Consider the following 24,921-nt stretch of genomic DNA (forward strand, 5'->3'; position numbering starts at 1 on the left):
GCCGCCGAGGATCTTATCAAGGAGTTGTGAAAACTCCGTGCAATGCAAGAACACGCCAAAGGGCTTGAAGGGCCTCGTCGTGACTGAGGCCGTCCAGAAGAAGGCGAGCTTGGGCGTAACGTGCATAGAGGGGTTGACGCTCTTTGTAAAGCCCCTGAAGCGTCTGGCCGGGGGCTCGCACCACACCCCGAGCGTCTAGATCACCCAAGCGCTGCTCCAAGAAGGGAAGCGACAGGTCGAACCAGACAATGAACCCATGAGTGCGAAGGTGTGTCATGGCTTTCGGGCTGTAGACCACGCTGCCTCCCGTGGCGATGACCGTGCCCGAGACGGCGAGGGAACACACGGCGGCTTCTTCGATGGCTCGAAAGCCCGCAAGGCCTCTTTCACGGATAATTTCCTGAAGGCGTTTTCCGTGCGCCGTTTGAATAATGAGGTCTGTGTCCACGAAAGGAGCGGCCAACTGTTTTGCCGCCAGAACCCCCAGAGTGCTCTTGCCAACTCCGGGCATGCCGATGAGCACCAAATTTGGTGCTTCAGGTCGGCTGCCATTCGGCCATGCTGGAGAAGTCGAGCGGCCGTTACGAGTCCCCAAAGCCATGGTTATTCCTTGGTTCCGCCTGTGGAAAAAGAGATTCGGACCGTCTCGTACATGGCGCTTCTCAGGCGGCGCATCTCCTGAAGGACAGCCAGCACATGCCTCTGAAATCGAGGCGTTTCCAAAGAAAAGAGCTGCATGTGGGCTTCGCAGAAAAACCATGTGCACACATAGGGTCGAAGATGGCGAGGCAGAATGCAGCCTGAAGATGAATGATAGCGGCACGGATCGGTGTCGTTGCGGCGGGTCTGTCCCAGGGGCAGCGCTTCATGCAGCCCCCAAAGGTAGACCAAGTCCGTGACATTGTAGGCGACACGTAAGGCCCTGCAGCACACATCGGGGCAGTGCGGACACGTTTGGGCGCAGTAGCGGGACATGAAGGCATCCAGGTCGTTGAGAGCCTGGCGCGCCTGATGAGCCAACGATCGAAGTTTCCTGAAGGCCGGCGCCTGAAGATGCGAGTCGAGGCCTTGAAAGAACCCACGCCACTGGGCGTCGTCCAAGACGGCCCACGGCGACAGGAGAGGAGAGCATGCAGTCATGCGATTATTTCACAAAATCATGCTCAATGGCTCGCACCACCAAAACGGGACATGAAGCCCTCAACACCACGGTGTTGGCCACACTGCCGATCAGAGTGCTCATCAGGGGGGAACGGCCGTGCGTGCCCACAACGATGAGATCAATGGCGTTTTCCTTGGCGTAGTTGATGATTTCCTCTGCCGGACGACCTTTGCGGATTTCAAAATGAATCTCGGGGACCCCTTCCCGCCATTCCAAGGGCAGCAGCTGATGGAGTTCTTCTTCTCGATCCTGGGCCATGTTGCGCATGGCCTCCACAAAATCGCCCTTGTACCCTTACGCGCTGAGTTCGTGGACAGCGTCGATAATCCTTTGATTGATGACGTGCATCAGGGTGAGGGAAGCTTGCCTGTCCCGAGCGAGTTGTACACCGTAGCGAATCGCTTTTTGGGAGAATTCGGAAAAGCCTACGGGAACCAGAATCTTCTTGAATTGAATCATGGCAGTCTCCTCGTCTCCGGTGTTTCTTCCAGCATGGCCCTCACAGGGCATGGTCCGCATCGTGGTTTTTTTCGGCAGAAAAGATGGCCGATGCGCACGAGCAAAGCGTGAAATTCCTGAAAAAGATACACATTGGAGGGAAGAGCGTCCATAAAATATTGGCGCAGAGCTTCATAGCCGATGGTGGAGGATACCATTCCGTGATGGGAAAGGATACGCCGCGTGTAGGCATCCACCACAAAACTGGGTTTGTGTGCGGCATACAGAAGGATGCTGTCGGCGGTTTCAGGCCCGATTCCGGATATGCCAAGAAGTTCCTGCCTCAACAGAGCCATGTCCTGAGCGAGAAAGGCCAAGAGGTTGCCTTCGTGACGATCTTGAAGATGGCGGCAGAAGGCCAGCACGTAACGGGTTTTTTGATTGAAAAAACCTGAGGGCTTCAGGCACTCTCGCAAGGTTTCTGGGTCAGTGGCGAGGATCTTATGGGGGTCGAGGAGGTCCTTAACCTTGAGGCGCTCGATGGCGAGGGTCACATTGTTCCAGGAGGTGTTTTGCGTGAGAATGGCACCGATGATGACCTCGAAAGGCGTGTCCGCAGGCCACCACCCCTGAGGACCGAAGGCGGCGAAAAGGGTTTCAAAGAGACGGCGCAGAAAGACGGCAGGCTGCGGCCCCATTACGGCAAATCCACTCCATGAATGCGGGCGCCGCACGCTTCGCAGATCCCTCTGAGGATTCCCTGAGGCTTGGTGGAAAAGCCATGACGCTTAAAAATGACGGCGCCGCACTGAGGGCAGTAGGTGTTTTCCCCTTCGTCTCCCGGCACATTGCCCGTGTAAACATAGTGCAAACCCGCTTTGAGACCGATTTCTCGAGCCTGTCGCAGTGTGGCCACAGGCGTCGGCGGCCGATCGGTCAAGCGGTATGTGGGATGAAATCGACTCACGTGCCACGGCGTTTCCGGTCCTAGGGAAACAAGAAACTCGGCCAGTTCCTTTAATTCCTGAGGGTCATCGTTGAGGCCGGGAATGAGCAGCGTGGTCACTTCAAGCCAAATGCCCAACCGTTTCATGCCCCGCAGCGTCTCCAGCACCGGCTCCAGGCGCGCGCCGCACATCTCTTTGTAAAACCGATCGCGAAAGGCTTTCAGATCCACGTTGGCGGCGTCGAGAAACGTCTCGGCGGCCTTTTGCATCGCCTCCGGAGTCATGTAACCGTTGGAGACAAAAACATTTTTAAGACCCGCTTTTCTCGCCTCAATGCCCACATCCATGGCGAATTCCATGAAGATCGTGGGTTCCGTGTACGTATAGCTGACAGTGGCACACCGGGTCTTCAAAGCGTCCTGAACCACCGCGTGGGGTGAAAAATCCCGGCCGAAGACGGCTCCTTGGTCTCGAGGGGCTTGGGAAATGTCGGCGTTTTGGCAAAAAAGGCACCGAAAATTGCACCCCACGGTGGCAATGGAATAGCTCAAACTTCCCGGAAGGAAATGGAAGAGGGGTTTCTTTTCAATGGGATCCACATGGGTGGCGATCAGTTTGCCGTAAACCAGGGACTCGAGGCGGCCTTCGTGGTTACGCCGCACGCCGCAAATGCCGGTTTTCTCCAGCCTGATCAAGCATCGATGCGCACACAAGTGACAGCGCACGGCCTGTTCTTTTTCCGGCGTATAAAACCGCGCTTCATGCATAGCCGCTTCCCTCATGTCACTAAGGTGTTTCCGCTGACGTGTGCGTGACACGTCCTGCGCCACCTCGTCCGGGAGGGCTTGAAGGGACGGGACGGCCGTGCAACCGCCAGCAGGATCGCGGCGTTCCCGAAGTTCCGGCTCCCACGACCCGCTCCATGAGCGGCTCCTGAACCGGCCTGTGTATGGGGCGAAGATCCACGCGCATGGCCAAGAAATGCCCAAAGGGTTGATACTGAAAAAAAGGATGATTTTCAATCCTGTCCAGATGTCTTGTGAGCCACAAGGGGAAAACCAGGCAAGATCTCCACTGGCAGACCGGCGACCCGTAGAGCACCTCTTCCAGCATGCGTTTAAGAGAAAGCACCGAGACAAAGGCCGCATGGCGGTAAACAGAAGGCTTCCACAGGAATTCCATGCGGCGGTAACAGGCGGTCAGGGACCATTTGTTAAGAGTGCCGATGAGGACGTGGCGACGCGCCACGCGACATGCCTCGGCCAGGGCGGCCCGAGGGTTTTCCACGAATTCCAACGTGGTGATCAAGGTCACCGCATCGAATTCATTATCGCTAAAAGGCAGATCTTCGGCAAATCCGTGATGGATCGCGACGCGCTCCGGTAGATTTTTTCGGGCGTGGCGAACCAAATCCGAGGAAGGTTCCACGCCCGTGACGAGATGCCCTTGTTCAGCGAGCCATTGAAGGGTCTGCCCTGTGCCGCACCCCACGTCCAGGACACGCTGAGGGCTCGGAGGATTCCAAAGGCGCAGGAGCAGGTTGCGTTCCAGGCGCACCACCGTGCGCCCGGGTTCCGTCATCGCCCACCGCTCCATCTTCTGGGCATCTTCCAAACGAAACACGTATCCCACGATTCCTCCTTACTGGGACAATACCGCCCCTGTGGCCCCGCTGGTGACCATTTGGGCGTAGCGAGCCAGATAGCCGTGGCGAACGCGTGGCGGCTTGGGACGCCAAGCCGCTCGGCGCGATTCGAGAGTCGCCTCGTCCACAAGAAGCTCCAGTTTCTTTCCTGGAATATCGATGGCGATGCGATCGCCTTCTTCCACCAACGCAATGGGCCCTCCAGCCGCTGCTTCGGGGCTGACGTGACCGATGGCGGCCCCTTGTGTGCCACCGCTGAACCGGCCGTCGGTGATGAGGGCCACGTCTTTGCCCAGGTTCATGCCGATGATAGCCGCCGTGGGGGTAAGCATTTCCTGCATGCCTGGCCCTCCCTTGGGGCCTTCGTAGCGGATGACCACCACATCTCCAGGCTGAATGGCGCCGGAAAGGATGGCGTTGGCGGCATCTTGTTCACTTTCAAAAACCCGGGCGCGCCCTGTCCTTTGCAGCATTTCCGGAGCCACAGCGCTTTGTTTGACCACGGCGCCTTGAGGGGCCAGGTTGCCGTACAGAATGGCGATGCCTCCCTGGGCATGGTAGGGGTTGTCCACAGGCCGAATGACGTCGTGGTCCACCCGCGTGACGGATTCCAGATTCTTGCCCACAGTGCATCCCGTCACGGTTTGGGCCTCCAGATGGATGGCGCCGATCTTGGCCAACTCTTTCATGACGCCTAGAACTCCCCCCGCGGCGTTCAGATCCTCCAGAAAATAAGGACCTCCTGGACGCAGGGAACACAGGTGCGGAGTCTTGGCACTGATGGTGTTGAACAGATCGAGATCCAGCTTGAAGCCGGCTTCATGAGCAATGGCCGGGACGTGCAGGACCGTGTTGGTGGAGCATCCCAGGGCCATGTCCACGGCAATGGCGTTTTCAAAAGAGGTCAGGGTGATGAGATCCCGGGGCTTCATGTTGTTGCGCACCAGATCCACAATACGCATGCCCGCCATTTTTGCCAGCCGATAACGGGCGGCGGATACGGCGGGAATGGTTCCGTTTCCGGGCAGGGCCAATCCCAAAGCCTCGCTCAGGCAGTTCATGGAGTTGGCGGTAAACATGCCGGCGCAGGAACCACAGCCTGGGCACGCACTGTCCTCCAGTTCGTCCAAATCCTGTTCCGCAATAGTCCCCGCCTTCAACGCGCCGACACCTTCAAAGACCGAAATTAGATCCACTGGACGTCGGCCCACTCGACCCGCCAGCATGGGACCTCCGCTGACCACCAGGCTCGGAATGTTCAAACGAAACGCTGCCATGATCATGCCGGGAATGATCTTGTCGCAGTTGGGAATGAGCACCAGCCCGTCAAAGGGATGCGCCATGGCCATGACTTCCACGGAATCGGCGATGAGTTCGCGGCTGGCCAGGCTGTAGCGCATGCCGTCGTGGTTCATGGCGAGGCCGTCACAGACCCCGATGGTGAAAAATTCAATGGGGGTGCCTCCCGCCATGCGCACACCGGCCTTCACCGCCTGAGAGATCTTATCCAAATGGATGTGCCCCGGAATGATTTCATTGAAAGAATTGACGATACCGATGAGAGGCCGATCGATTTCTTCTCGAGTGTAGCCCATGGCTTTGAAAAGGGACCGATGGGGTGCCTTTTCTGGTCCTTTTTTCATGACGTCGCTGCGCATGGCCGTTCCTCCTCTGTAGATGTCAAAGTTTTCAGGGTATTGGCCGTTTGGGGCGGCGGACCGCACACCTGCCGCTAAAGGTGGAATCTTCGGCAAATCATAAGGCAGGAAAACTTACTGTAGCCGTTAAAGTCTTGGCAAGGGAAAAGGAGGATTCGCCCACTCGACTTTTTCTGAAATCGTGTCAAAATGCCATCCCATCTTGAGGGTGTGGACTGTTCGCCGGGAGGGCGTAAGGTCCAAGGCCAGCGGTTTCCGTTGATGATATGCGATGAGGAGGAAAAGGTTGTATGTGTGGTATTGGTGCAATCTTTCGCTACAAGGACCATGCAGGGCACGACGATCCAGCATCTTGGCTGGAAAAGGTAAACGCTCGCCAAAGACCGCGTGGTCCCGACGGCGAGGGCCTTTGGGTTTCCCAAGACCGTACGGTGGGCCTCGGGCACAGGCGCCTGGCCATCATCGACCTTTCTCCTGCAGGACATCAGCCCATGGGTTCTGACGACGGCCTCCTGTGGGTGACTTATAATGGCGAGATTTACAACTACAAAAACCTGCGCGCGGCCCTGGAGGGCCAAGGCGTGCGGTTTCGATCCCATAGCGACACCGAAGTGCTTCTGCATCTCTATCGACGCTACGGCAAGAGGATGGTGGAGCACCTTCGAGGAATGTACGCCTTTGCCTTGTGGGATGCGCAAAAAGAAGGGCTTTTGCTGGCCCGGGACCCCTTTGGCATCAAGCCCCTGTATTACGCGGACGACGCCGGGACGCTGAAGGTGGCCAGCCAGGTCAAAGCGCTCCTGGCCGCAGGGGTCTCCGACACCTCGCCGGAACCAGCTGGTCATGCGGGTTTCTTTCTCTGGGGCTGGGTGCCGGAACCTTTTACGCTTTACCGAAGCATTCGAGCTCTTCCTGCAGGATCCGCCCTGTGGGTTTCAAGAGGCGGTCCCGTAGGTGAACCCGAAACCTATTGCGATGTGGGTCGAATCATTGCGGGTTCTGAGAATTCGCCATTGTCGATGAGCCGCCGAAAGGTGAGAGAAACCCTCGAGGAGGCACTCAAAGAAACGATGCGCTATCACATGGTGGCGGATGTGCCCGTGGGCGTGTTTCTGTCCGCCGGGCTCGATTCCACATCCCTTGCCGCCTTGGCCACGCGGTGCGCCCATCTCCCTTTGCGCACCTTTACCCTCGGATTCGATGAATTTCGAGGAAAACTGGACGACGAAACACCCCTTGCCGAAATGGTCGCTCGGCGTTTAGGGACCTGCCACGAAACGGGCTGGGTGTCCAAAAAGGAACTGATGGACGATCTGCCTCGCATCTTTGACGCGATGGATCAACCTTCCATTGATGGGATCAATACGTATTTGGTGAGTAAAGGCGCCGCCGAAAGGGGGCTCAAGGTGGTGCTCTCAGGACTAGGCGGGGACGAACTTCTTGGAGGCTACCCCTCTTTCCGGCATGTTCCCCTGATCGTCAAGGTCGCCAAGCCCTTTGCATCGGTGGGCTCCCTGGCGCGGGCTGTGGCGGAGCCTGTCCTTCGACGCGTGGCCTCACCCAAGTATGCGGGAATTTTCGAATACGGTGGAAGTTTTGGTGGAGCGTACCTGCTGCGGCGTGCCGTCTACGTGCCGTGGGAGCTGCCTCGGCTCATGGACCCGGAAATGGCGCACCAAGGATGGCAAAGGCTCAACGCCGTGGAAGCTTTGAACCGGACGATCGATGAGATGGCGGATCCCTTTCACGCGGTTTCCGCCCTTGAAGTCACCCAGTACATGCGCAATATGCTCCTTCGAGACAGTGATTGGGCTGGCATGGCCCACAGCCTGGAAATTCGGGTGCCGTTTGTGGATGTGGCCTTTTTCAAAACCGTGGTCGGTCTGCTGCGGGCCAAGGCCTTGAACTATAAACAACTCGTGGCCCGTTGCGCCTGGGACGGAAATCCCCCCGAGCCCTTGTTGCATCGCGCCAAAACAGGTTTTGCCGTCCCCATTGCCGAATGGCTCACGCCCAACGCCCGAACCGTGGGAAGTTGGCGTCGGGGCTGGCTGAAGCATGTCTACCGCGCCTTCGTGACTTAGCCGAGCGTGCCTGGACGGAAAAGGATCCAGGCGTCGGAGATGGTTGGGGTGGGCCGAGCCTGTGGAAACAGGGCCGCCCGCCATGAGGGTCCCACCGATGCCGTGAGGATGCACTCGGGCACACACCATGACGCCGTGCCGCCATCCGCTAAGAGTGTGTACAGAATGAAACAAAAGCGGCCCTGAAAAGCCGTTTTCGGACAGGCTCCTAGGAGCTTGTCCGAGAACTCAATTTTGACAATTGGCGCCCTTGCAATTTCAATAAGTTGCAAGGCTCCATTGGCACGAAATCAGCATTGTTAGACAGGCTCCTAGAGAACGATCCTTGATGGCGTGGCATCCCATAGGCCCCGGTGACGAACCCAGCCAGGATTGTCCGTGGGCATCAAAAAGGACTTGCGACGATGGCTTGACAGTTCATTTGACAATCATGTATCAGATGCATTGCCGTGTCACCTTGTCCAGTTTACTCACGAAGGAGGAAGACGTCGTGGAGGTAGAAAATACAAAAGCTCTTTATCCCATAGGCATTGTGGCCGAGCTGCTCAACATCCATCCGAGAACACTGCGAATTTATGAGCAGGAAGGCCTCATCAAGCCGGCCCGCCGTGGCGGCAAGCGGTTTTATTCCAACAATGACCTGCAATGGCTCAAGTGCCTGCGCCGCCTGCTCAGTGCAGATGGATTGAACATCGCCGGAGTGAAAAAGCTTCTAACCGTGGCTCCGTGCTGGGAGGTTCGCGGTTGTGAAGAGTCAGTGCGCAAGAGTTGCCCGGCGATTTTGAATTTTCCTGTGCCCTGCTGGGATCTGGTGCCCCGGACCTGCAAGGAAAAAGGGCAGGTGTGCAGCGAATGTGAAGTCTACCTCAAGAAGAAGAACCATGTCATGATGCAGCGCTGTGCGGAAGCCAAGGCGCAGGACTCCAAGGCATGAAAGCCTCCTCCATGGCCAGTGCGCTCTTTGGGCCGGTGCCGTCCCGCCGGCTTGGGCGTTCCTTGGGCATCGATGTCATTCCCCCCAAGACCTGCACACTGGATTGCTTGTATTGTGAGTCCGGGCCCACAACGCATCGAAGTCTGCAGCGAAAGGCCTTTATGCCGCCGGATCGCGTGCTGGCGGAATTGCGGGCGTTTTTAAAAGGGCATGCGGGATCCGTGGAAGCCTTGACCTTTTCTTCGGCGGGAGAACCCACCCTGTATGAGCCTCTTGGTGAGCTCATCTCGGGCATCAAAGCTATGGGTGGGCGCATTCCGTTGGTGGTCTTGACCAACGGAACCCTGTTGTGGGACCCTGAAGTGCGACGAAGTCTGAAGAGCGCGGATCGTGTGGTGCCTTCTTTGGATGCCGCGGACCCGGACGTTTTTTCGCGACTCAATCGGCCGCACCCGCATTTGTCTTTTCACGAGGTTGTGGAAGGTCTGACGGCTTTTCGTCACGAATATCGAGGCGCGTACCATTTGGAAATCCTTTTGGTTAAGGGGATCAATGACAGTCCCGAGCATTTGCGGGACTTAGCGGCATTGGTGCGGCGCATCCACCCGGATCGGGTGGAACTAAACACCGTGGTTCGGCCTCCGGCTGTACCCGGCATTGAGGGATTGTCCGGCCAAGCCATGCAAGAGGCGGCCGCTTTCTTTACATCGTGCCCTGTGGAAATTATCGGAAGTTATGAACGCAAAGGGACGGTTGCGCCCACGGACAACCTGGAGGAACGCGTCGTCCAGCTGGTGCGGCGCAGGCCGTGTTCTCTGGAGGAGATGGCGGACGCCCTGAGCGTGGCGGTGGAAGTGGTCAGAGCGGCCGTGCAAAGGCAGCGTGAGGCCGGCCTGCTTGATGTTCAAGACTTTGAGGGGCACCTATTCGTGGTACCGGTGCAGCCCGATGACGGGCATTAAGGGTTCTGGAGCCGTACGGAACGGCCCTTGAGCGGAACTCCTGCAACAGCTTCAAACATTGGCGGAGAGCTCGAGGGCTGATGTGGTAGAGGCTTTTCCTTCAAGGGGCCTTCGAGTATGCTAGCCACGCGATAGAGAAGCTCATGATTTCAGCCCGTGATGGAGGGTGCCGTCATGGCGTTCGATGTCGGTGTGGATATCGGCTCGGTTAGCGTCAATGTGGTGGTCGTCGATAACGAAGAAAAAATCGTGTGGGAAGCCCCTTATGTCAGGCACTTTGGCCATACGGCGGCCGAGGTGCGCCGGGCATTGGAGGAGGTGTTTTCCAGATTTGGGGCGGACCAGGTGCGTTCCGTGACTTTTACTGGGGTTCACGGGGAGCGGATCGCCGCCATTCTTGGTGCTCCTTTTGAAGTGGAAACCATTGCTCAAGTGACAGGTGCCGTACATGTGGCGCCGGGCGTGCGCAGCATTGTGAGCATTGGAGGACAAGACGCCTGCCTTTTTCAACTGAGCTACACGGATGGGTCCTGGCATTTGGACGCTTTCAACATGAACGGCCCTTGCGCTTCGGGAACGGGATCCTTTATGGACCAGCAGAGTGCGCGACTGGCTTCATCCATCTATGGGGCCGACTTTGAAATGAGCCAGGAAAAGATGCAGAAAACTCTGGAGGACTTTATTGCTCTGGGTTTGCAACACAGCTCGCCGGCCCCGGTAGCCTGCCGCTGCACGGTGTTTACCAAATCCGACATGATTCATTTGCAGAACAAGGGAGAACCTCTACCAAACATTATCGCGGGGCTTCATTATGGTAATGCGGCCAATTATGTGAGCACCATTGTGGCCGCACGCCGCTTGGAGGAACCGGTGATTTTCATCGGGGGTATGGCTTCCAATCCGCTGCAAGTGGAAGCTTTTCGTCATTATTTTCCATCGCTTGCAGTGCCGCCGCACCACACGTCCTTGGGGGCCTTAGGAGCGGCTCTGCGGAGCCGTCGTGCTGGCCGATGCAACCGTGTGGATCTGGAAAGGCTGTCGGAGGGCGTTGATGCTGCGGGACTGGAATTTCCACGAGCCCCTCGGTTGGAGCTGCGCTGGACGGTTTTTGAGGCAAACAATGAGGTGCCGTCTTGGAAGGGCTGTGACGACAAGAGTCCTTTTCCGGCCTACCTGGGTGTGGATATCGGATCCACCACCACGAAGTATGCTTTGATTGATGAGAGCGGAATCCTTCGCCACAAATGTTACGTTCAGACCCAGGGAAAACCCATCGAAGTCACCCAAAATCTCTTACGCACATTGTTGGAGCAAATGGGTTCTCATGTGCGCATCAAGGCCGTGGCCACCACGGGGTCGGGCCGCAACGTGGTGGGGGACTTTCTTGATGCGGATCTTATCCTGGATGAAATCACGGCCCATGCCAAAGGGGCGGTGGCGGTGGACCCCAACGTGGACACCATCTTTGAAATCGGCGGCCAAGATTCCAAGTACATTCGCCTCGAAGCCACCCATCCTTTGGACTTTGACATGAACAAGGTGTGTGCCGCCGGAACGGGCAGTTTTCTTCATGAACTGGCCAATAAGCTGAAGATCAACATCGTGGGGGAATTTCAAGAACTGGCTATGGTGTCCCCAAGCCCGGTCAATTTAGCGGAACGCTGCACGGTGTTCATGGAATCGGATCTGTTCAGTTATCTGCAAAAGGGCGCGCGCCGTGAAGACCTCATTGCCGGTTTGTGCTACGCCGTGGTGCACAATTACCTCAACCGTGTCGTGGGCAAAAGACCCATTGGGAAAAAAATCATGTTCCTTGGCGGCCCTTCCTTGAACAAGGCTGTGGTTGCGGCTTTTGAGCGGGTTTTGCAACGGCCTTTGGTGGTGCCGCCTCATCGGGAGGTCATGGGGGCCTACGGAGCCGCTCTGGCCGTAAAGGAGGCGTGGGAGCGCGGCGAGGTTTCGGAAAAGCGGCGCGATTTTCACGCCCTTGCCCAGGCGAGGGTGCAATTTACGGAATCTTTGTGCCGTGCCGACAAGCACTGTCATAACGAATGCAAGCTGAAAATCTACGATTTTGTGGGGCGAAAAAGCATTTGGGGAGGAGACTGCGGGCGCTTTGAAGTCAGCCATTACCGAGGGCCGTCCGCCGAAAACGCCTTTGAAGCACGGCATCGTCTGTTCTGGCAGATGGTGCGCGAATACGCTCAAGTGTTAGGGGAGCCGGTCCAAGCGTCGTTGCAGGACGAGGGGCGTCCGGTGGTGGGTGTTCCCATGGGGCTGCATTCCCTGGAATGGGCACCCTTTTGGGTGCGCCTTTTGGCGGCTCTCGGGTGTCAGGTCGTGGTAAGTCCCGCAACCGATAACCGCATTGTCCTCAGGGGCGTGGAATCCATGACCGCCGAAACCTGCTTTCCGGTCAAAGTCTTTCACGGGCATGTTCACATTCTTCTGGACCACGCGGATTATCTCTTTTTGCCTAACGTCATCAATATGCCTGTCCCCGAATCTTCGGAGGCGGGGATGTTTTGTCCGCTGATGGAAAGTTCCCAGTACGTGGTGCGGGCGGCCTTGAACATTCCCGATCATCGCCTGGTGCGCCCGACCCTTTACATGAAGGATGGCCCTGAGGCCGTGATGGCGGCGCTGTGGCGGGCTTTGCCCAAGGGTTGGAAGATGAGCCGGGGCCGTGTCGAGGCGGCAGTGCGGGCGGCCTGGGCCTATCAGCAAGGATTTCGAAGACGGGTGCAGGAGATGGGGCGCGCCATCCTAACCCGTGTTCCTATGCTGGAGCCGGTCTGGATTGTCACGGGCCGCCCATATAACCTTTACGACGAACGGCTGAACCTGAAATTGGGACGCCACCTGGCCAAGCTGGGCATCTGGGCGATTCCGGCCGATATTCTGGACGTGGATGGTGAGGATTTGAGCGACTTTCCGCGCATGTACTGGGGCCTTGGCGCTCGAATTTTGAAAAGCGCGAAAAAAATCGCGCGCACGCCCCACTGGTTTGGCGTGCACCTGAGCAATTTCAGTTGTGGCCCGGATTCCTTTGTGGAACATTTCTATCGGCATATTCTGGAATCCAAACCAGCACTGATTTTGGAGCTGGATGAACACAGCGCCGTGGCTGGACTGTTGACGCGGGTGGAAGCTTTTCGCAACGTGGTCAAGAACGTGCATGAAGCCTCCTTGGGTTCGGCGGACTGGAATGATTTAGCGGGCAAGTTGAGCAACTAAAGGAGCAGGACCGAGAGTTTCCATGCAAGCATCGCTCAAGGCGTTGGATCGATTGCACAAAGGGGTGGACCGTTTTGATGTGACTGGGCGCACCCTGCTTTTGCCACAAATGACGCCCTTCGGCACGCGCCTTTTGGCGGCGAGCTTTCGCGCCTTTGGCGTGCCGGCCAAGGTTCTGGAAACCTACAAGGGACTGGCGATGGGTAAGGAGTTCACTTCCGGCAAGGAGTGCTTTCCCTGCCAAGTGACCCTCGGAGATATCCTGTACTTTCTCGACAACGAAAAGCGTCGATTGGGTCCGGATTTCGATCCGGAGCGCTATGTGTATTTTCTGCCGGAATCGGACGGCCCGTGTCGTTTCGGCATGTACAACAAGTTTCAGCGAATCGTTTTGGATCGGTTTCCGGAATATCGCGGCATCCCTATCACCTATCTTTCCACTCAAGATGCCTATTCCGTGGCTGGTTTGCTGCCCAAGAAAAAGGCGCGCTATTTTCGCCGCGTGGCCTATGTGGCGGCCGTCATTGCGGACGTGCTGGACCGGATCGTCTGGCGGGTTCGACCTTATGAAATGCGGCCGGGCCTGACCGATGCTTTCATGGAAGAGGCCCTGCAGGCTGTGGAAAAGGCTTTGGTGATTTACGGGCCTAGCAGGAACTTCGCTCGGCTGTACGATCTGGTGGAAGATGTGGCCAAAACGGCGGCGACCTTTGTGGATCCCAGAAAACCAAGGCGACCCAAGATTGCCATCATCGGTGAAATTTACCTGAGGAGTCACCCGGACTCAAACCAGAACATCATTCGGCAGATCGAAGCTTACGGGGGCGAAGTAGTGGCTGCGTCCATTGCGGAATGGATCAATTTTGTGAGCTATGAAAGGTTGCGCAAGGCCAAAAAGCACTGCGCCCAGGCGTGGCGTCAAGGTCGCAGGGCGGAAGCGCTGCGGGCGGCCAAGGCGGTGATGCATCAGCGTCTGGAAAACGGTTATCAGTCCTGGCGCCAGCATCAAGTTTATGCACGCGTGCTCCGCCATCTGGATATTCAGCCGGATCATAGTGTGCAACACATCGAAAACTTTCTGGACCATGACCGTCATTTCAGTTTCGATATCGGCACGGAAGCCGCCTTGAGCATCGGGGGGGCTTTGGCCTACGTTCAAGAGGGCTTTGACGGCATCGTGAACGTGTTTCCCTTCACGTGCATGCCGAGCACGATCTGTGCCGCCATCCTCAAGCCCTTACTCCTGGAATGGCGCTATCCTTATGTGGACGCTCCCTACGACGGCACCTCACAGCCCAACCGGGATGTGATTTTAAGGACCTTCGTTTATCAGGCGCAGCAACGTCAAAAAAAGCGCTCCGGGCACATCCAAACTCTATGAACCCACAACATCTGCTCATCAACGCCCACGACCCAGAAGAAATCCGCATCGCCTTGGTTGAAGGCCAATCCCTGGAAGGGTTTTTCATTGAAACGGCCGCTCGAGGCAAGGTGGTGGGCAACATCTACAAAGGCCTTGTGGTCAATGTGCAGCCCTCGTTGCAAGCGGTTTTTGTGGATTACGGTGGAGAGCGCAACGGCTTTCTGCCTCTCAGCGAAATCCATCCGGACTATTATGCTGTCGACATCGAGGGGCCTCCCAAGATTCAGGACGTGATTCGCCAAGGCCAGGAAGTCTTGGTGCAGGTGACCAAAGAAGAGGTGGGCAGCAAGGGTGCCGCTCTCACCACCTACGTGTCCTTGGCAGGCCGCTACCTCGTGCTGGCTCCGGGCCAGAACCAACGGGGGGTTTCCCGCAAGATCGAGGATGAAGCCCAAAGAGAACGCCTCAAACAGATGGCTCAAGAACTGGAAATCCCAGAACAAATGGGGATTATCGTGCGCACGGCGGCCGAAAACCGCACCAAGCGGGAAATTCAGAAAGACCTGCGCTACCTCCTTCGTCTCTGGGAAGGGATTCTCAAGAAGGTGCAGGAAACCAAGGCGCCGGCGTTAATCTATCGAGAACGGGATCTGGCGATTCGTGTGGTGCGCGACTACTTTCACCCGGCCCTCAAGTCCATTTTGGTGGATCATCCGGAGGTGCATCGGCAAGTCAAAGACTTTGTTCGCATCATCAGCCCAAAACATCAGCGCCTGGTGAAGCTCTACAAAGGGGAAGCGCCCCTTTTCAATAAATTTCATCTGGAAGAACAGGTCGATCAGTTGTTTCAAAAAAGAGTTCCCTTGAAATCCGGTGGCTATTTGGTGATCGACAGCACAGAAGCCCTGGTGGCCATCGATGTCAATTCCGGCAAGGCGACCCGGGAAACGGTGCAAGAGGATAACATTTACCGGGTTAACATGGAGGCCGCGGAAGAGATTCCTCGGCAATTGCGCTTAAGGGATCTGGGTGGTCTGGTGGTGGTGGATTTTATCGATATGCGCCAGGCCCAGCACATTCGCAACGTGGAACGGCGATTGCGGGAAGAAATCAAGAAGGACAAAGCCAAAGTCAAGGTGGGAAAGATTTCATCCTTTGGCCTTATGGAAATTTCACGGGAACACTTGGGCTTAAGCATTCAGCTCGGCTCCTATCGAGCCTGCCCCATGTGCTCGGGAACCGGCATGGTGCGCTCCACGGAAACCTCGGCGGTTTGGTACCTTCGAAAAATCTGGAATGCTCTGCTCAAGGAGGATGTCGTCGCTGTGCGCGCGCACCTGGCGGCGGACGTCGCCCATTACCTGCTCAACCGCAAAAGAAAAGACCTCATGGCCTTTGAGGAACAATTCCGAAAGGACATCATCATTGAAGCCTCTCCCCATCTGGCGCCGCACGAGGGTCACCTGGAATGCGTGACCGCCGAAGCCGCCTCGTCTACACAATGACGTAACGCGTGATGAACTTGACCACCTGATCGGCATCGTCGGCCATTATGACCAAGTCAGGATCTTCTGCAGAAATGAGGCCTCGAGGCAGCAGGGTGTGGCGTATCCAATGCAGGAGAGGTTCCCAGTAGTCGCTGCCCACGAGAATAATGGGAAAGGGCTTGATGCGGCGCGTCTGAATCAGTGTGAGCGCCTCAAAGACTTCGTCCAGAGTCCCGTAGCCTCCGGGCATGGCCACGTAGGCCTGAGCATATTTGACGAACATGACCTTGCGGACGAAAAAATATCTGAAATTGATTTTCACATCGGCGTAGGGGTTCGGCTCCTGTTCCATGGGCAGCTCGATGTTGAGCCCCACGGATCGAGCGCCGCCTTCTTTGGCGCCCTTGTTTCCCGCTTCCATCACCCCGGGCCCGCCCCCAGTGATGATGTTGTAGCCGTTTTGGGCCAATTTTTTGGCGATTTCCACCGTCAATTCATAGATGGAATCTCCCGGACGCACGCGCGCGGACCCAAAGATGGACACAGCTGGATAAATATCCCCTAGAATTTCAAAGCCTTCCACAAATTCCGCCAGGATTTTGAAAAGGCGCCAGGAATCCTGAACAGTCATAGCGTCGATAACGTATTGACGTTCTTTCATGATCGCTGACAGCTCCCGTGCATAAAAGGATACATTTGGCAAGAACCCGAAAGAACTTATCACGGTGTGTGCGGGCTCGAAAACCAAAAACTTGGCTTTCTGTCAGGAGCTACACGTTTGTGTGTTGAAATGGTTCGCCAAATCCGCTATCAAGCCGAGTGCGTTGCCCTTGCGCCGGCGCCGGGGCTTACACGTGGGTCATGAAAAGGAAAAGTTTGTTCCCATTGTGGAATGTGGAGGGGATGCGCCATGGAGATAAAAGAGTTTGTCAAGGCGGCTCTGAAAAAGGTCAACCGCAAGCTTACGGACGGTATTTTGAATAAGCACGAGGAAGGTTATAGTGACCCGGAAGAGATGCTTCTGGACTGGATTTGGATTGAACTAAAGGAAGAAGCGCCCGACAAAGATGCCGTGATCGCCATGGATTTGGACGATCTCTATGAGGTTATTGAAAGTGAAGCGCGGATTTACGAAGACTATCGAATCTTGTTGGAGTCAGTGCGGTCCGACGCAGGCTAAGGGATGCCACGGCCTGAAGTCCTGCGGGCGCTCCCGGGGAGCGCTTTTTTATTTTGTCCGAATGCCGAGTTGCGGCGCGGATGGGTGTGGGGGTCATGCAAACGTTGGTGGTGAAGACAAGCTGTGAACGACGGCTCATGCAAGGGCACCGTTGGGTGTTCAGCAATGAAGTGCAAAGCCCGCTCAAAATGTTTGCACCGGGGGAATGGGTGCAGGTGGTCTCCACGTCTGGCAGGCGGTGGGGCACGGGCTACGTGAATCCCCATAGCCTCATTGCGGCCCGCCTTGTGGGGCCTTGGAACACCGAACCGACAGTGGCGTTTTTTGCTGAGAGGCTGCGGGAAGCGGTGGCTTTTCGTGAGAAGCTCTACCCGGGTGAGCGAACGTACCGTGCAGTCTATGGAGAATCGGACGGACTGCCGGGCCTTGTGCTGGACCGCTACGGTTCGGCATGGGTGATGCAAATCACCACGGCAGGAATGGCCCGTGTGACCGCACAGGTTTGCGAGGCTCTGGTGGGGCTGTTTGACCCCTCGGTCGTGGTGGCTCGAAACGACGTCGCCTCACGCGCTTTGGAAAGCTTGCCATTGGAAAAGCAGATACTTTACGGCACGGTGCAGGATTTCGTGCCGGTGGCCGTGCACGGCCTGACGGTGCATGTGGATGTCATGGAAGGGCAAAAGACGGGGCTTTTTTTGGATCAAAGAGACAATCGCGAGGCGCTTCGCCGGTTTGTTGTCGGCGCCGAGGTACTCGACTTGTTTTGTTATCAAGGGTTGTGGAGTCTCGTGGCGGCTCAAGCTGGAGCCGTGCGCGTGTTAGGCGTGGATGCGTCACGCGAAGCAGTGCGACGAGCGGAAGCGGACGCGCAGGCCAACGGCCTCGAAGACCGATGCGCCTTTCAAACGGAAGACGTGCTGGATTTTTTGAAACGCACACCTCGGGAAAGCTACGACGTGATCATCATGGATCCGCCGGCTTTTGCCAAGACCAAGAGTGGGCTGCCGAAGGCCCTCAAAGGCTACACGGATCTCAATCGCCGAGCCATGCTGGCCTTGCGCCGCGGTGGTCTTCTCGTGACCTGTTCGTGTTCCTCGCATCTTCGAGAAGATGCCTTCCGTGAGATGTTGGTTCGAGCGGGCCAGGCGGCGGGCCGATCGGTGCGGCTCCTGGAAGCGCGAGGTCAGGCTTTGGACCACCCGGCGCTCTTGGCTATGCCGGAAACCCGCTACCTGAAATGCGCTTTTCTCGAAGTGCGCTGAAAATGGCGGAAGCCTTTACAAGGGATCGTCAAGTGGATTAACAAGGTTCAAAAGCACGATGGCACACGTGGAAGGAGGACGCATGAAAACATTGGGTCAAAGAACATTCTGGGCTTCAGCCTTTCTGGTGCTTGGACTTTATTGGCTGCAAGGACACGCGGCTGTGGCGTGGGCTCAGACCACGCCCACGGAAGTGATCAAGAACGCGACGGCACGGGCTCTTCAGGTGCTTCGCACGTGCAGAGGCAATTCGCCCGAAGAGCTCAGAGCCAGGCGCGAAGCTGTTCGAAGCCTCGCTATGGAATACGTGGATTTTGAAGAGGCGGCGAAACGCAGCTTGGGTCGGCACTGGAAAAATCTTACGCCCGAACAACGTTCCGAATTCCTGCGGCTATTTAAAGATCTCTTGTATTTCACCTACATCGGTAAGGTGGACACCTACACGTGCGGTGAAGAAGAGCAGATTCGTTACGAAGAAGAACGTGTGGAAGGGCGTTTTGCTTTGGTCAAAACCCGCGTGCGCTATCAAAACCAAGATGTCGCTGTGGAATACCGAATGCTGCAAAGTGGCGGTCGATGGATGGTCTACGACGTGGTCATTGAAGGGATCAGTTACGTAAACAATTACCGGTCCCAATTTGACAGTTTTCTCGTGAACCGTTCCGTAAATGATTTCCTGGAAAGTCTGAAACAAAAGGTGGCGGAGTTGCAAAAGAATGACCGCCTTGGCAGCTGAAGACCATCGTCGGCGCCTTCGAGAACGCTTCTTGACCGGTGGGCTGGACGCCTTCGCAGACCATGAGGTGCTGGAGCTTCTCCTGACCTTTGCCATCCACAGGCGCGATGTCAAACCCGCTGCCAAAGCTCCTCTGGACCACATCAAATCTTTTTCGGCCGTTTTGGATGCCTCGCCTCAAGAGCTGCAAGCCGTATCGGGCATCGGCGTTCGTTCGGCCCTGCTTCTGGCCTTGATTCCCCGCCTTCTGGAGCGTTACCACCGAGACCGGTGGCGTACGGTCAAGACCTTGAATTCGACCCAAGAGGCGGTGGAATACCTCATGGGGCATTTTCAAGCGGAATGTGTCGAGGTCTTTTGCCTGTTGGCTCTCAACAGCCAAAACGGGATCATCGCTGTGGAACACCTTCAGGAAGGCACGGTGAATCGCACGACCGTTTTCCCCAGGCGAGTGGTGGAAGCCGCCTTGAAACATCGCGCGACGGCAGTGATTTTAGCCCACAATCATCTTGGCGGGAATCCCGAACCGTCCACCGCTGACCGCTAGATGACGCGAAAGCTTCAACGCCTGCTCATGGAGCTGGACATTGCCGTCCATGACCACATCATTCTGGCCGCAACCCGATACTATTCCTTTGCGGAACAAGGGGAGATGGACTGATGGAGAGGACGATGCCCGCCGTGCTCGTTCAGGAGACGGGAGAACCCGGTAGCTGGAACACCCTGACTTTGGGACATGTGCCCATGCCGGAGCCCAAGGGCGGGGAGGTGCTAGTGCAGGTGGAGGCCTTTTCGGTGAATCGAGCCGATTTGCTCCAGCGCCGTGGATTGTACCCGCCGCCCCCGGGTGCGCCCTCCATTCTCGGGTTGGATCTGGCAGGATATGTGGTCAGGCGGGGTTCCCCTGACGTGCCCTGGAGCGAAGGGGACCGTGTCTTCGGCATTGTGGCCGGAGGTGGCTATGGGCGGTATGCGGTGGTGTGCGCGGATCATTTGCTGCCTGTCCCCGAGAATCTCTCTTTCGTGGAAGCGGCCGCGGCCGCCGAAGTGTTTGTCGTGGCCTACACCACAATCTTTGAGGAGGGGCGGGCGGAGCCTGGGGAGCTGCTACTGGTGCACGGCGGCGGAAGCGGCGTGGGCACGTCGGCCATTCAATTGGCCAAGGCTCGAGGGCTTCGAGTGGCCACCACGTGCGGAAGTGACTGGAAGGCTGAAAAATGTCGCGCTCTGGGAGCAGATCTGGTGGTGCCGTACAAGCACAAAGACTTTGCCGGTGCCGTCCTGTCCTGGACCGAAGGCCGAGGCGTGGACGTGATCGTAGATTTCATTGGCGCTCCCTATGTGGAAAAACATTTAAAGATTTTAGCCTCTAAGGGCCGTCTCGTGCTCATCGGCCTCATGGGCGGGCACCAAGCGTCGTGTTCCCTGGCCCCTGTGCTCACGAAAAGAATCCGAATCATCGGTTCTGTGCTCCGCAGTCGGTCCGATGCCGAAAAGGCGGCGATCCTGAGGCAGTTTCGTGCGCAGGTGCTGCCGCTTTTGGAAAAGGGGACGGTTCGGCCCGTGGTGGATCAAATCTTTGCCGTGGCGGACGTGGAAGCAGCACATTTGTATGTTCGCAACAGCCAGCATTTCGGCAAAGTGGTGGTGCGATGGAAGGAGTGATCAGGCAGGCCGTCGACTTCCACATCCAGGGCAGCGAAGGCAACGGCAATGACGGCGGTCAGAGTGCCTGGATTGCCGCGCTGCAACAGGTTCACTTCGTGCGGTCTCGCCGGGCTATTCTCACCGACATCACCTGGCGCCTGCAGAAAGGGGAACACTGGGTGGTGCTGGGAGCCAATGGTTCCGGCAAAACCACACTTCTTCTGCTGCTTGCCGGCTATCTGTGGCCCACTCAAGGTTCGGTGACGGTGCTCGGGCACCGTTTCGGTACCGTGGACCTTCGAGAAGTGCGCAAAAAGATCGGTTGGGTGGGATCCTTTTTGCAGGAACACGTGCCGGCTCATCAGAAGCCCTTGGACCTCATTGTGGGCGGAAAGTTCGCCTCCATCGGGGTTTATGAAAAACCTTCCCTTCAGGATACGCGGAAGGCCGAAAAGCTGGCTGAAATCCTGGGATGCGCGGCTGTTGTGCACAACCCTTACGGCGTGCTCTCTCAGGGGGAAAAGCAAAGGGTGCTCATCGCCCGTGCCCTCATGGCGAATCCCAAGCTCCTCATCTTGGACGAACCCTGTTCGGGGCTGGATTTGGTCGCCCGCGAACAGCTCCTGGAAACCCTGGACCGCTTGGGCCGGGATGCCCAAGGGCCCACCCTCGTTTTGGTCACGCATCACCTGGAAGAGATCATGCCCGTTTTTTCCCATGTGCTTGTGCTGCGACAGGGCCGCTGTGTGGCCAGCGGGCTCAAAGAGCAGGTGCTCACCGCGCCGGTTTTATCCTCGGCTTTTGAGATTCCCATTGAGGTGGAGGCGCTCGGAGGGCGCTACCGGACTCGACTGGGTTTCTCCTAAGGCTTCGGCAGCCATACGACGGCCCTTCAACAAAAAGCCTTTTGTGACCAGGACACACCGCAGGGTTGAAAACGGCCGTCCTCGTCCGCGTCGATTTCTCGGGCGGAAAATTTATTCGTAGACCTTTTCTTCCACATCATCGGCGCCAGCCGCGTCTTGTTCCACGTCGCGCGTCAGGCGCGCGGCTTTCATGGTCCAGTATTCTTTGTACCATTCATGGGCGATGATACCGGCCATGATTTCGTTGGTCCCGGTCCAGATGGAGGCCAGGCGCAGGTCTCGATAAATCCGTTCCACGGGAAAAACGGTCGTGTAACCGATCCCTCCCATCACCTGCATGGCGTAATGGACCACCTTTTGGCAGGATTCGGTGACGAATTTTTTTGTTTCCGAGATCATACGCCGCACCGTGGCCGCGGGCGCCTTGCGATCCACGGCTTTGGCCGTGGCATGCACCATGGCGCGGGAGGCATCCAAGAGCATGGCGGCTTCGGCCACCTGAAAGCTGACCCCCTGAAATTCCTGAATGGGTTTTCCGAAAGCCTTGCGGCGCGTGGAATACCCCGTGGCCACTTCCAAGGCGGGGCGAGCGGCGCCGATGGTCATGGCCGCCGTGCCTAAGCGCTCGGGAATCATCATAGTCTTAAAAACGTCAAAGCCGCCGTGAAGGCGTCCCAGAACGTTTTCCTTGGGGACCCTGACGTCTTTAAAGACCAAGCGGCTGGTCCCGCCACCCCGGCAGCCCATGAGTCCGTAGAGATACGCGGTTTCCACGCCAGGACCACGGTCCACGATGAAACAGGTGATGCCTTCGTGGGGTTTGGCTTTGGGATCGGTGCGGGCATACACGAGGAAATAATCGGCGCCTTCGCCGCCGACGATGAAACGTTTTTGACCGTTGAGCAGAAAATGGTCGCCTTTGTCCACGGCAGTGGTGGTGGTACCGAAAAAGTCCGATCCGCCCCGAGGTTCCGTTAGGCACTCGGCCGCAAAGATTTCCCCTTTGAGCAGTGGGGCCACGTAGCGTTCCTTTTGCGCGTCTGTGCCGTGAAGCACAATGGCGTCACAGACCAGTTCCGCGCCCACGCCAAAGGTGCAGGCGAAAATGTAGCCCAGCGTGCCCACTTCTTCCATGGCCACGCAGGTACTGACCCAGTCCATCTCACGACCGCCCCACTGTCTGGGGTACCGGCATCCCAATAGGTTCCTTCGACCGGCCTCCTGGAGAAATTCCTTGGGAAAGCGAATTTTGTCCGCGTCCATGTCCAGGATCATTTGACGCGGAATGGATTTGACGAAGTCCCGCACTTCATCGCGCCAGCGACGTGTCTTTTCATCCAGCAGCCAGTTGAACATGAGCTCTCCTTCCGCTCCTAAAACATTTCCCGCAACCTGTACTTCATCACTTTACCCGTGGGCGTGTGCGGCAGGGCCTCCACGAAATGAAAGATCCTCGGAATCTTGTACCTTGCCAATCGAGTCTGCAAAAAGGCGGTGAGCTCCTCGGCGCTGGGTTGCGTGCCCGGAACGGGAACGATGACCGCCGTCACCGTTTCACCCCAATCGGGATGGGCCGTGCCGATGACCGCCGCTTGCGCCACATGGGCATGTTCCGCCAGAGCGTCCTCCACTTCCTTGGAATAGACGTTCTCGCCGCCGGTGATGATCATGTCCTTGAGGCGGTCCACGATGAAGAGGTATCCATCGCCATCGATGCGAGCCACATCCCCTGTGCGGTACCATCCGTTGCAAAAGGCTTTGTGCGTGGCTTCAGGGTCGTTGAAATAGCATTTCATCATGGAATCGGCCTTGAGCCAAATCTCGCCGGTTTCGCCCCGCACCGCGTGCTCCGTTTCCGACTTCATCACCACAAGATCTGTTCCTGGAAGGCCTTTGTTGCCGATGGATCCTGCCTTGTGGGTGTGGGCTTCCGGAGGGAGCATGGTACCTGTGGGTCCCGCTTCGGTCATGCCGTAAACCTGGTAGAAGCGATCGCTTCGATAGCGCTTTTGAAGCATTCGAATGGTCTCCGGCGCGATGGGGCCTCCGCCGTAAATCCATGCGCGCATGGAGGAGAGGTCAAAATCATCAAAATTGGGAATCATCTGCAGGGGAAGCAGATAGGACACGGGGGGCTCCAAAATACACCGTGCATCGCTCCTGCTGCACGGTTTGCAGAAAATGCAGCGGATGATATTCGCGAAGAAGAATCGTGGTGGCCCCCACATATGAAGCGCCGAGAAACCAGTTGTTGAGCGGCGAAGAGTGCCAGATGGGCATGGCCATGAGCAGGCGGTCGTTTTCGTCCATCTTCAGGGCCAGAGCGCCCGTGATGGCCGCCATGACGACGCTTCGGTGCGTGAGCACGCACCCCTTGGGTTTCCCTGTCGTGCCGCTAGTATAAAGGATTTCCGCTGTGGCCTCGTCGTCAACGCAAACGGGTGTGAAGTTCTGGGCTGTGGTTACCAAATCCTCAAGAAAAGGCCGGCCAGGGACGGCTGAATCCATGGAGACGACGGGTATGGACAGGGACAAGGCGTCGACCACCGGGGCCAATGATCCGTCAAAGAGAAACATGCGGGCATTGCAGTGCTTTAAGATGTAATCCACTTCAGGAGGTGTCAGTTTATGGTTGACAGGGACCACGGCGGCTCCCGCCTTTTGGGCGCCGAAAAAAGCGAAAACAAAGTCCGGAGTGTTTTGGCTCATGAGCGCCACGGTGTCTCCGGGGCCGATGCGCTGAGCCTGAAAGAGGCGGCGATACGTTCGGCTTTGTCCTTGAGTTCCGAGAAGGTCACGCCGCGGCCTTGCGCCCGCAGCGCCTCCTTGGCGGCAAATTTTCGCGCGTTTCGATCCAGCATTTCCACCAGATTCATGGGAACTCCTCCTTGGTCAATTCTTTCAGACGTGTTTCAAGCTTCTTTTGCATGGCCAGCAGATCCTGTTCGAGGATGATGAGGTCCTTCATGCGATCTCGAATCTCGTTGAGTTTTTTGCGGCCGTAATCCAGGCTCTTTCGAATCTGGGACACTTCGTCCATGTCCGTGTCGGCCATGCCGATCATTTCAGCGATTTCATCCAGGGAAAAGCCGAATCGCTTGCCACGAAGAATGAGCTTGAGTCGCGCGCGGTCCTTAGACGTATAAACCCGCTGATTGCCCGGCGTGCGTCGGGGATTGATGAGGCCCTTCTGCTCATAGAAACGGATGGTTCGAGGGCTGATGTCCAGTTGAGCGGCCAGTTCGGAGATGCTGAACACATGCTTGGTTTTCTTGCGATCTTTGTCCATAGAAGTCCCTCCATGTACACATGA

20 protein-coding genes and 3 pseudogenes are annotated in these 24,921 nt (G+C 57.0%); 12 read left to right on the forward strand and 11 right to left on the reverse strand.

Features of this window, described 5'->3' with window-relative positions; translation table 11 throughout:
- Window positions 1-16: 16 nt before the first annotated feature.
- From ACUVSA_RS09220 to ilvD, 7 genes and pseudogenes are all read right to left on the reverse strand, one after another.
- Window positions 17-601, reverse strand: coding sequence for a shikimate kinase (locus ACUVSA_RS09220; protein ID WP_445894590.1), 585 nt, complete (start codon window positions 599-601; stop codon window positions 17-19).
- A 2-nt stretch (window positions 602-603) separates the two neighbouring features.
- Window positions 604-1,140 carry a hypothetical protein gene (locus tag ACUVSA_RS09225; RefSeq protein WP_445894591.1) on the reverse strand — a complete coding sequence of 179 codons (537 nt, stop codon included), beginning with the start codon at window positions 1,138-1,140 and terminating at the stop codon, window positions 604-606.
- A 4-nt stretch (window positions 1,141-1,144) separates the two neighbouring features.
- A pseudogene (locus ACUVSA_RS09230) lies at window positions 1,145-1,681 on the reverse strand (universal stress protein).
- The gene (locus tag ACUVSA_RS09235) at window positions 1,618-2,298 is read right to left on the reverse strand and encodes an endonuclease III domain-containing protein (protein ID WP_445894592.1); all 681 of its coding nucleotides are present in this window, start codon (window positions 2,296-2,298) and stop codon (window positions 1,618-1,620) included. The pseudogene ACUVSA_RS09230 and the gene ACUVSA_RS09235 overlap by 64 nt, the downstream one beginning before the upstream one ends.
- Window positions 2,298-3,314 carry an AmmeMemoRadiSam system radical SAM enzyme gene (gene amrS / locus ACUVSA_RS09240; RefSeq protein WP_445894653.1) on the reverse strand — a complete coding sequence of 339 codons (1,017 nt, stop codon included), beginning with the start codon at window positions 3,312-3,314 and terminating at the stop codon, window positions 2,298-2,300. The genes ACUVSA_RS09235 and amrS overlap by 1 nt, the downstream gene beginning before the upstream one ends.
- Before the next feature lie 19 nt (window positions 3,315-3,333).
- Window positions 3,334-4,179, reverse strand: a complete 846-nt coding sequence (locus ACUVSA_RS09245; protein WP_445894593.1) for a class I SAM-dependent methyltransferase — start codon at window positions 4,177-4,179, stop codon at window positions 3,334-3,336.
- Window positions 4,180-4,188: 9 nt separating this feature from the next.
- Window positions 4,189-5,850 carry a dihydroxy-acid dehydratase gene (gene ilvD, locus ACUVSA_RS09250; protein WP_445894594.1) on the reverse strand — a complete coding sequence of 554 codons (1,662 nt, stop codon included), beginning with the start codon at window positions 5,848-5,850 and terminating at the stop codon, window positions 4,189-4,191.
- Between the two features lie 290 nt (window positions 5,851-6,140).
- Between ilvD and asnB the strand changes: the two genes are divergently transcribed.
- The 6 genes from asnB to ACUVSA_RS09280 all read left to right on the forward strand — a co-directional run bounded on the left by asnB (window position 6,141) and on the right by ACUVSA_RS09280 (window position 15,935).
- Window positions 6,141-7,934 (forward strand): asparagine synthase (glutamine-hydrolyzing), encoded by a 1,794-nt coding sequence (gene asnB / locus ACUVSA_RS09255; RefSeq protein ID WP_445894595.1) that lies wholly within the window; start codon window positions 6,141-6,143, stop codon window positions 7,932-7,934.
- Between the two features lie 490 nt (window positions 7,935-8,424).
- A complete protein-coding gene (locus tag ACUVSA_RS09260) occupies window positions 8,425-8,868 on the forward strand; it encodes a MerR family transcriptional regulator (RefSeq protein WP_445890813.1) in 444 nt (147 codons plus the stop codon).
- The gene (locus ACUVSA_RS09265) at window positions 8,865-9,830 is read left to right on the forward strand and encodes a radical SAM protein (protein WP_445894596.1); all 966 of its coding nucleotides are present in this window, start codon (window positions 8,865-8,867) and stop codon (window positions 9,828-9,830) included. Before ACUVSA_RS09260 ends, ACUVSA_RS09265 begins: the two co-directional genes overlap by 4 nt.
- Window positions 9,831-10,004: 174 nt before the next feature.
- On the forward strand, window positions 10,005-13,067 hold the full coding sequence (locus ACUVSA_RS09270) for an acyl-CoA dehydratase activase (protein WP_445894597.1): 3,063 nt from the start codon (window positions 10,005-10,007) through the stop codon (window positions 13,065-13,067).
- Window positions 13,068-13,089: 22 nt separating this feature from the next.
- A complete protein-coding gene (locus tag ACUVSA_RS09275; protein WP_445890816.1) occupies window positions 13,090-14,448 on the forward strand; it encodes a CoA activase in 1,359 nt (452 codons plus the stop codon).
- Complete coding sequence (locus ACUVSA_RS09280) at window positions 14,445-15,935, forward strand: Rne/Rng family ribonuclease (protein WP_445894598.1); 1,491 nt, start codon at window positions 14,445-14,447, stop codon at window positions 15,933-15,935. The genes ACUVSA_RS09275 and ACUVSA_RS09280 overlap by 4 nt, the downstream gene beginning before the upstream one ends.
- Here ACUVSA_RS09280 and ACUVSA_RS09285 read toward each other — a convergent pair.
- Window positions 15,925-16,578, reverse strand: coding sequence for an LOG family protein (locus ACUVSA_RS09285; RefSeq protein ID WP_445894599.1), 654 nt, complete (start codon window positions 16,576-16,578; stop codon window positions 15,925-15,927). The two genes, ACUVSA_RS09280 and ACUVSA_RS09285, sit on opposite strands and share 11 nt — an antisense overlap.
- Before the next feature lie 249 nt (window positions 16,579-16,827).
- On the opposite strand from ACUVSA_RS09285, the gene ACUVSA_RS09290 reads away from it, so the two are divergent.
- The 6 genes and pseudogenes from ACUVSA_RS09290 (at window position 16,828) to ACUVSA_RS09315 (ending at window position 21,608) form a co-directional block, all read left to right on the forward strand.
- On the forward strand, window positions 16,828-17,097 hold the full coding sequence (locus tag ACUVSA_RS09290; protein WP_445894600.1) for a hypothetical protein: 270 nt from the start codon (window positions 16,828-16,830) through the stop codon (window positions 17,095-17,097).
- A 95-nt stretch (window positions 17,098-17,192) separates the two neighbouring features.
- The gene (locus ACUVSA_RS09295) at window positions 17,193-18,359 is read left to right on the forward strand and encodes a class I SAM-dependent rRNA methyltransferase (RefSeq protein ID WP_445894601.1); all 1,167 of its coding nucleotides are present in this window, start codon (window positions 17,193-17,195) and stop codon (window positions 18,357-18,359) included.
- A gap of 82 nt (window positions 18,360-18,441) precedes the next feature.
- The gene (locus tag ACUVSA_RS09300) at window positions 18,442-19,095 is read left to right on the forward strand and encodes an MlaC/ttg2D family ABC transporter substrate-binding protein (RefSeq protein ID WP_445894602.1); all 654 of its coding nucleotides are present in this window, start codon (window positions 18,442-18,444) and stop codon (window positions 19,093-19,095) included.
- Window positions 19,076-19,756 (forward strand): annotated as a pseudogene (gene radC / locus ACUVSA_RS09305) (RadC family protein). The gene ACUVSA_RS09300 and the pseudogene radC overlap by 20 nt, the downstream one beginning before the upstream one ends.
- Window positions 19,757-19,767: 11 nt before the next feature.
- Window positions 19,768-20,760, forward strand: coding sequence for an NAD(P)H-quinone oxidoreductase (locus ACUVSA_RS09310; RefSeq protein ID WP_445894603.1), 993 nt, complete (start codon window positions 19,768-19,770; stop codon window positions 20,758-20,760).
- Window positions 20,748-21,608, forward strand: coding sequence for an ABC transporter ATP-binding protein (locus ACUVSA_RS09315; RefSeq protein ID WP_445890823.1), 861 nt, complete (start codon window positions 20,748-20,750; stop codon window positions 21,606-21,608). The genes ACUVSA_RS09310 and ACUVSA_RS09315 overlap by 13 nt, the downstream gene beginning before the upstream one ends.
- 111 nt (window positions 21,609-21,719) lie before the next feature.
- Here the strand turns inward: ACUVSA_RS09315 and ACUVSA_RS09320 are convergent, their stop codons facing one another.
- The 3 genes and pseudogenes from ACUVSA_RS09320 to ACUVSA_RS09330 all read right to left on the reverse strand — a co-directional run bounded on the left by ACUVSA_RS09320 (window position 21,720) and on the right by ACUVSA_RS09330 (window position 24,897).
- Window positions 21,720-22,964, reverse strand: coding sequence for an acyl-CoA dehydrogenase family protein (locus tag ACUVSA_RS09320; protein WP_445894604.1), 1,245 nt, complete (start codon window positions 22,962-22,964; stop codon window positions 21,720-21,722).
- A gap of 17 nt (window positions 22,965-22,981) precedes the next feature.
- A pseudogene (locus ACUVSA_RS09325) lies at window positions 22,982-24,484 on the reverse strand (class I adenylate-forming enzyme family protein).
- Entirely contained in the window at window positions 24,481-24,897 is a 417-nt protein-coding gene (locus ACUVSA_RS09330) for a MerR family transcriptional regulator (RefSeq protein WP_445894605.1), read from the reverse strand. Before ACUVSA_RS09330 ends, ACUVSA_RS09325 begins: the two are co-directional and overlap by 4 nt.
- Between the last annotated feature and the right edge of the window lie 24 nt (window positions 24,898-24,921).

The sequence above is a fragment of the Desulfosoma sp. genome (genome assembly GCF_052743555.1).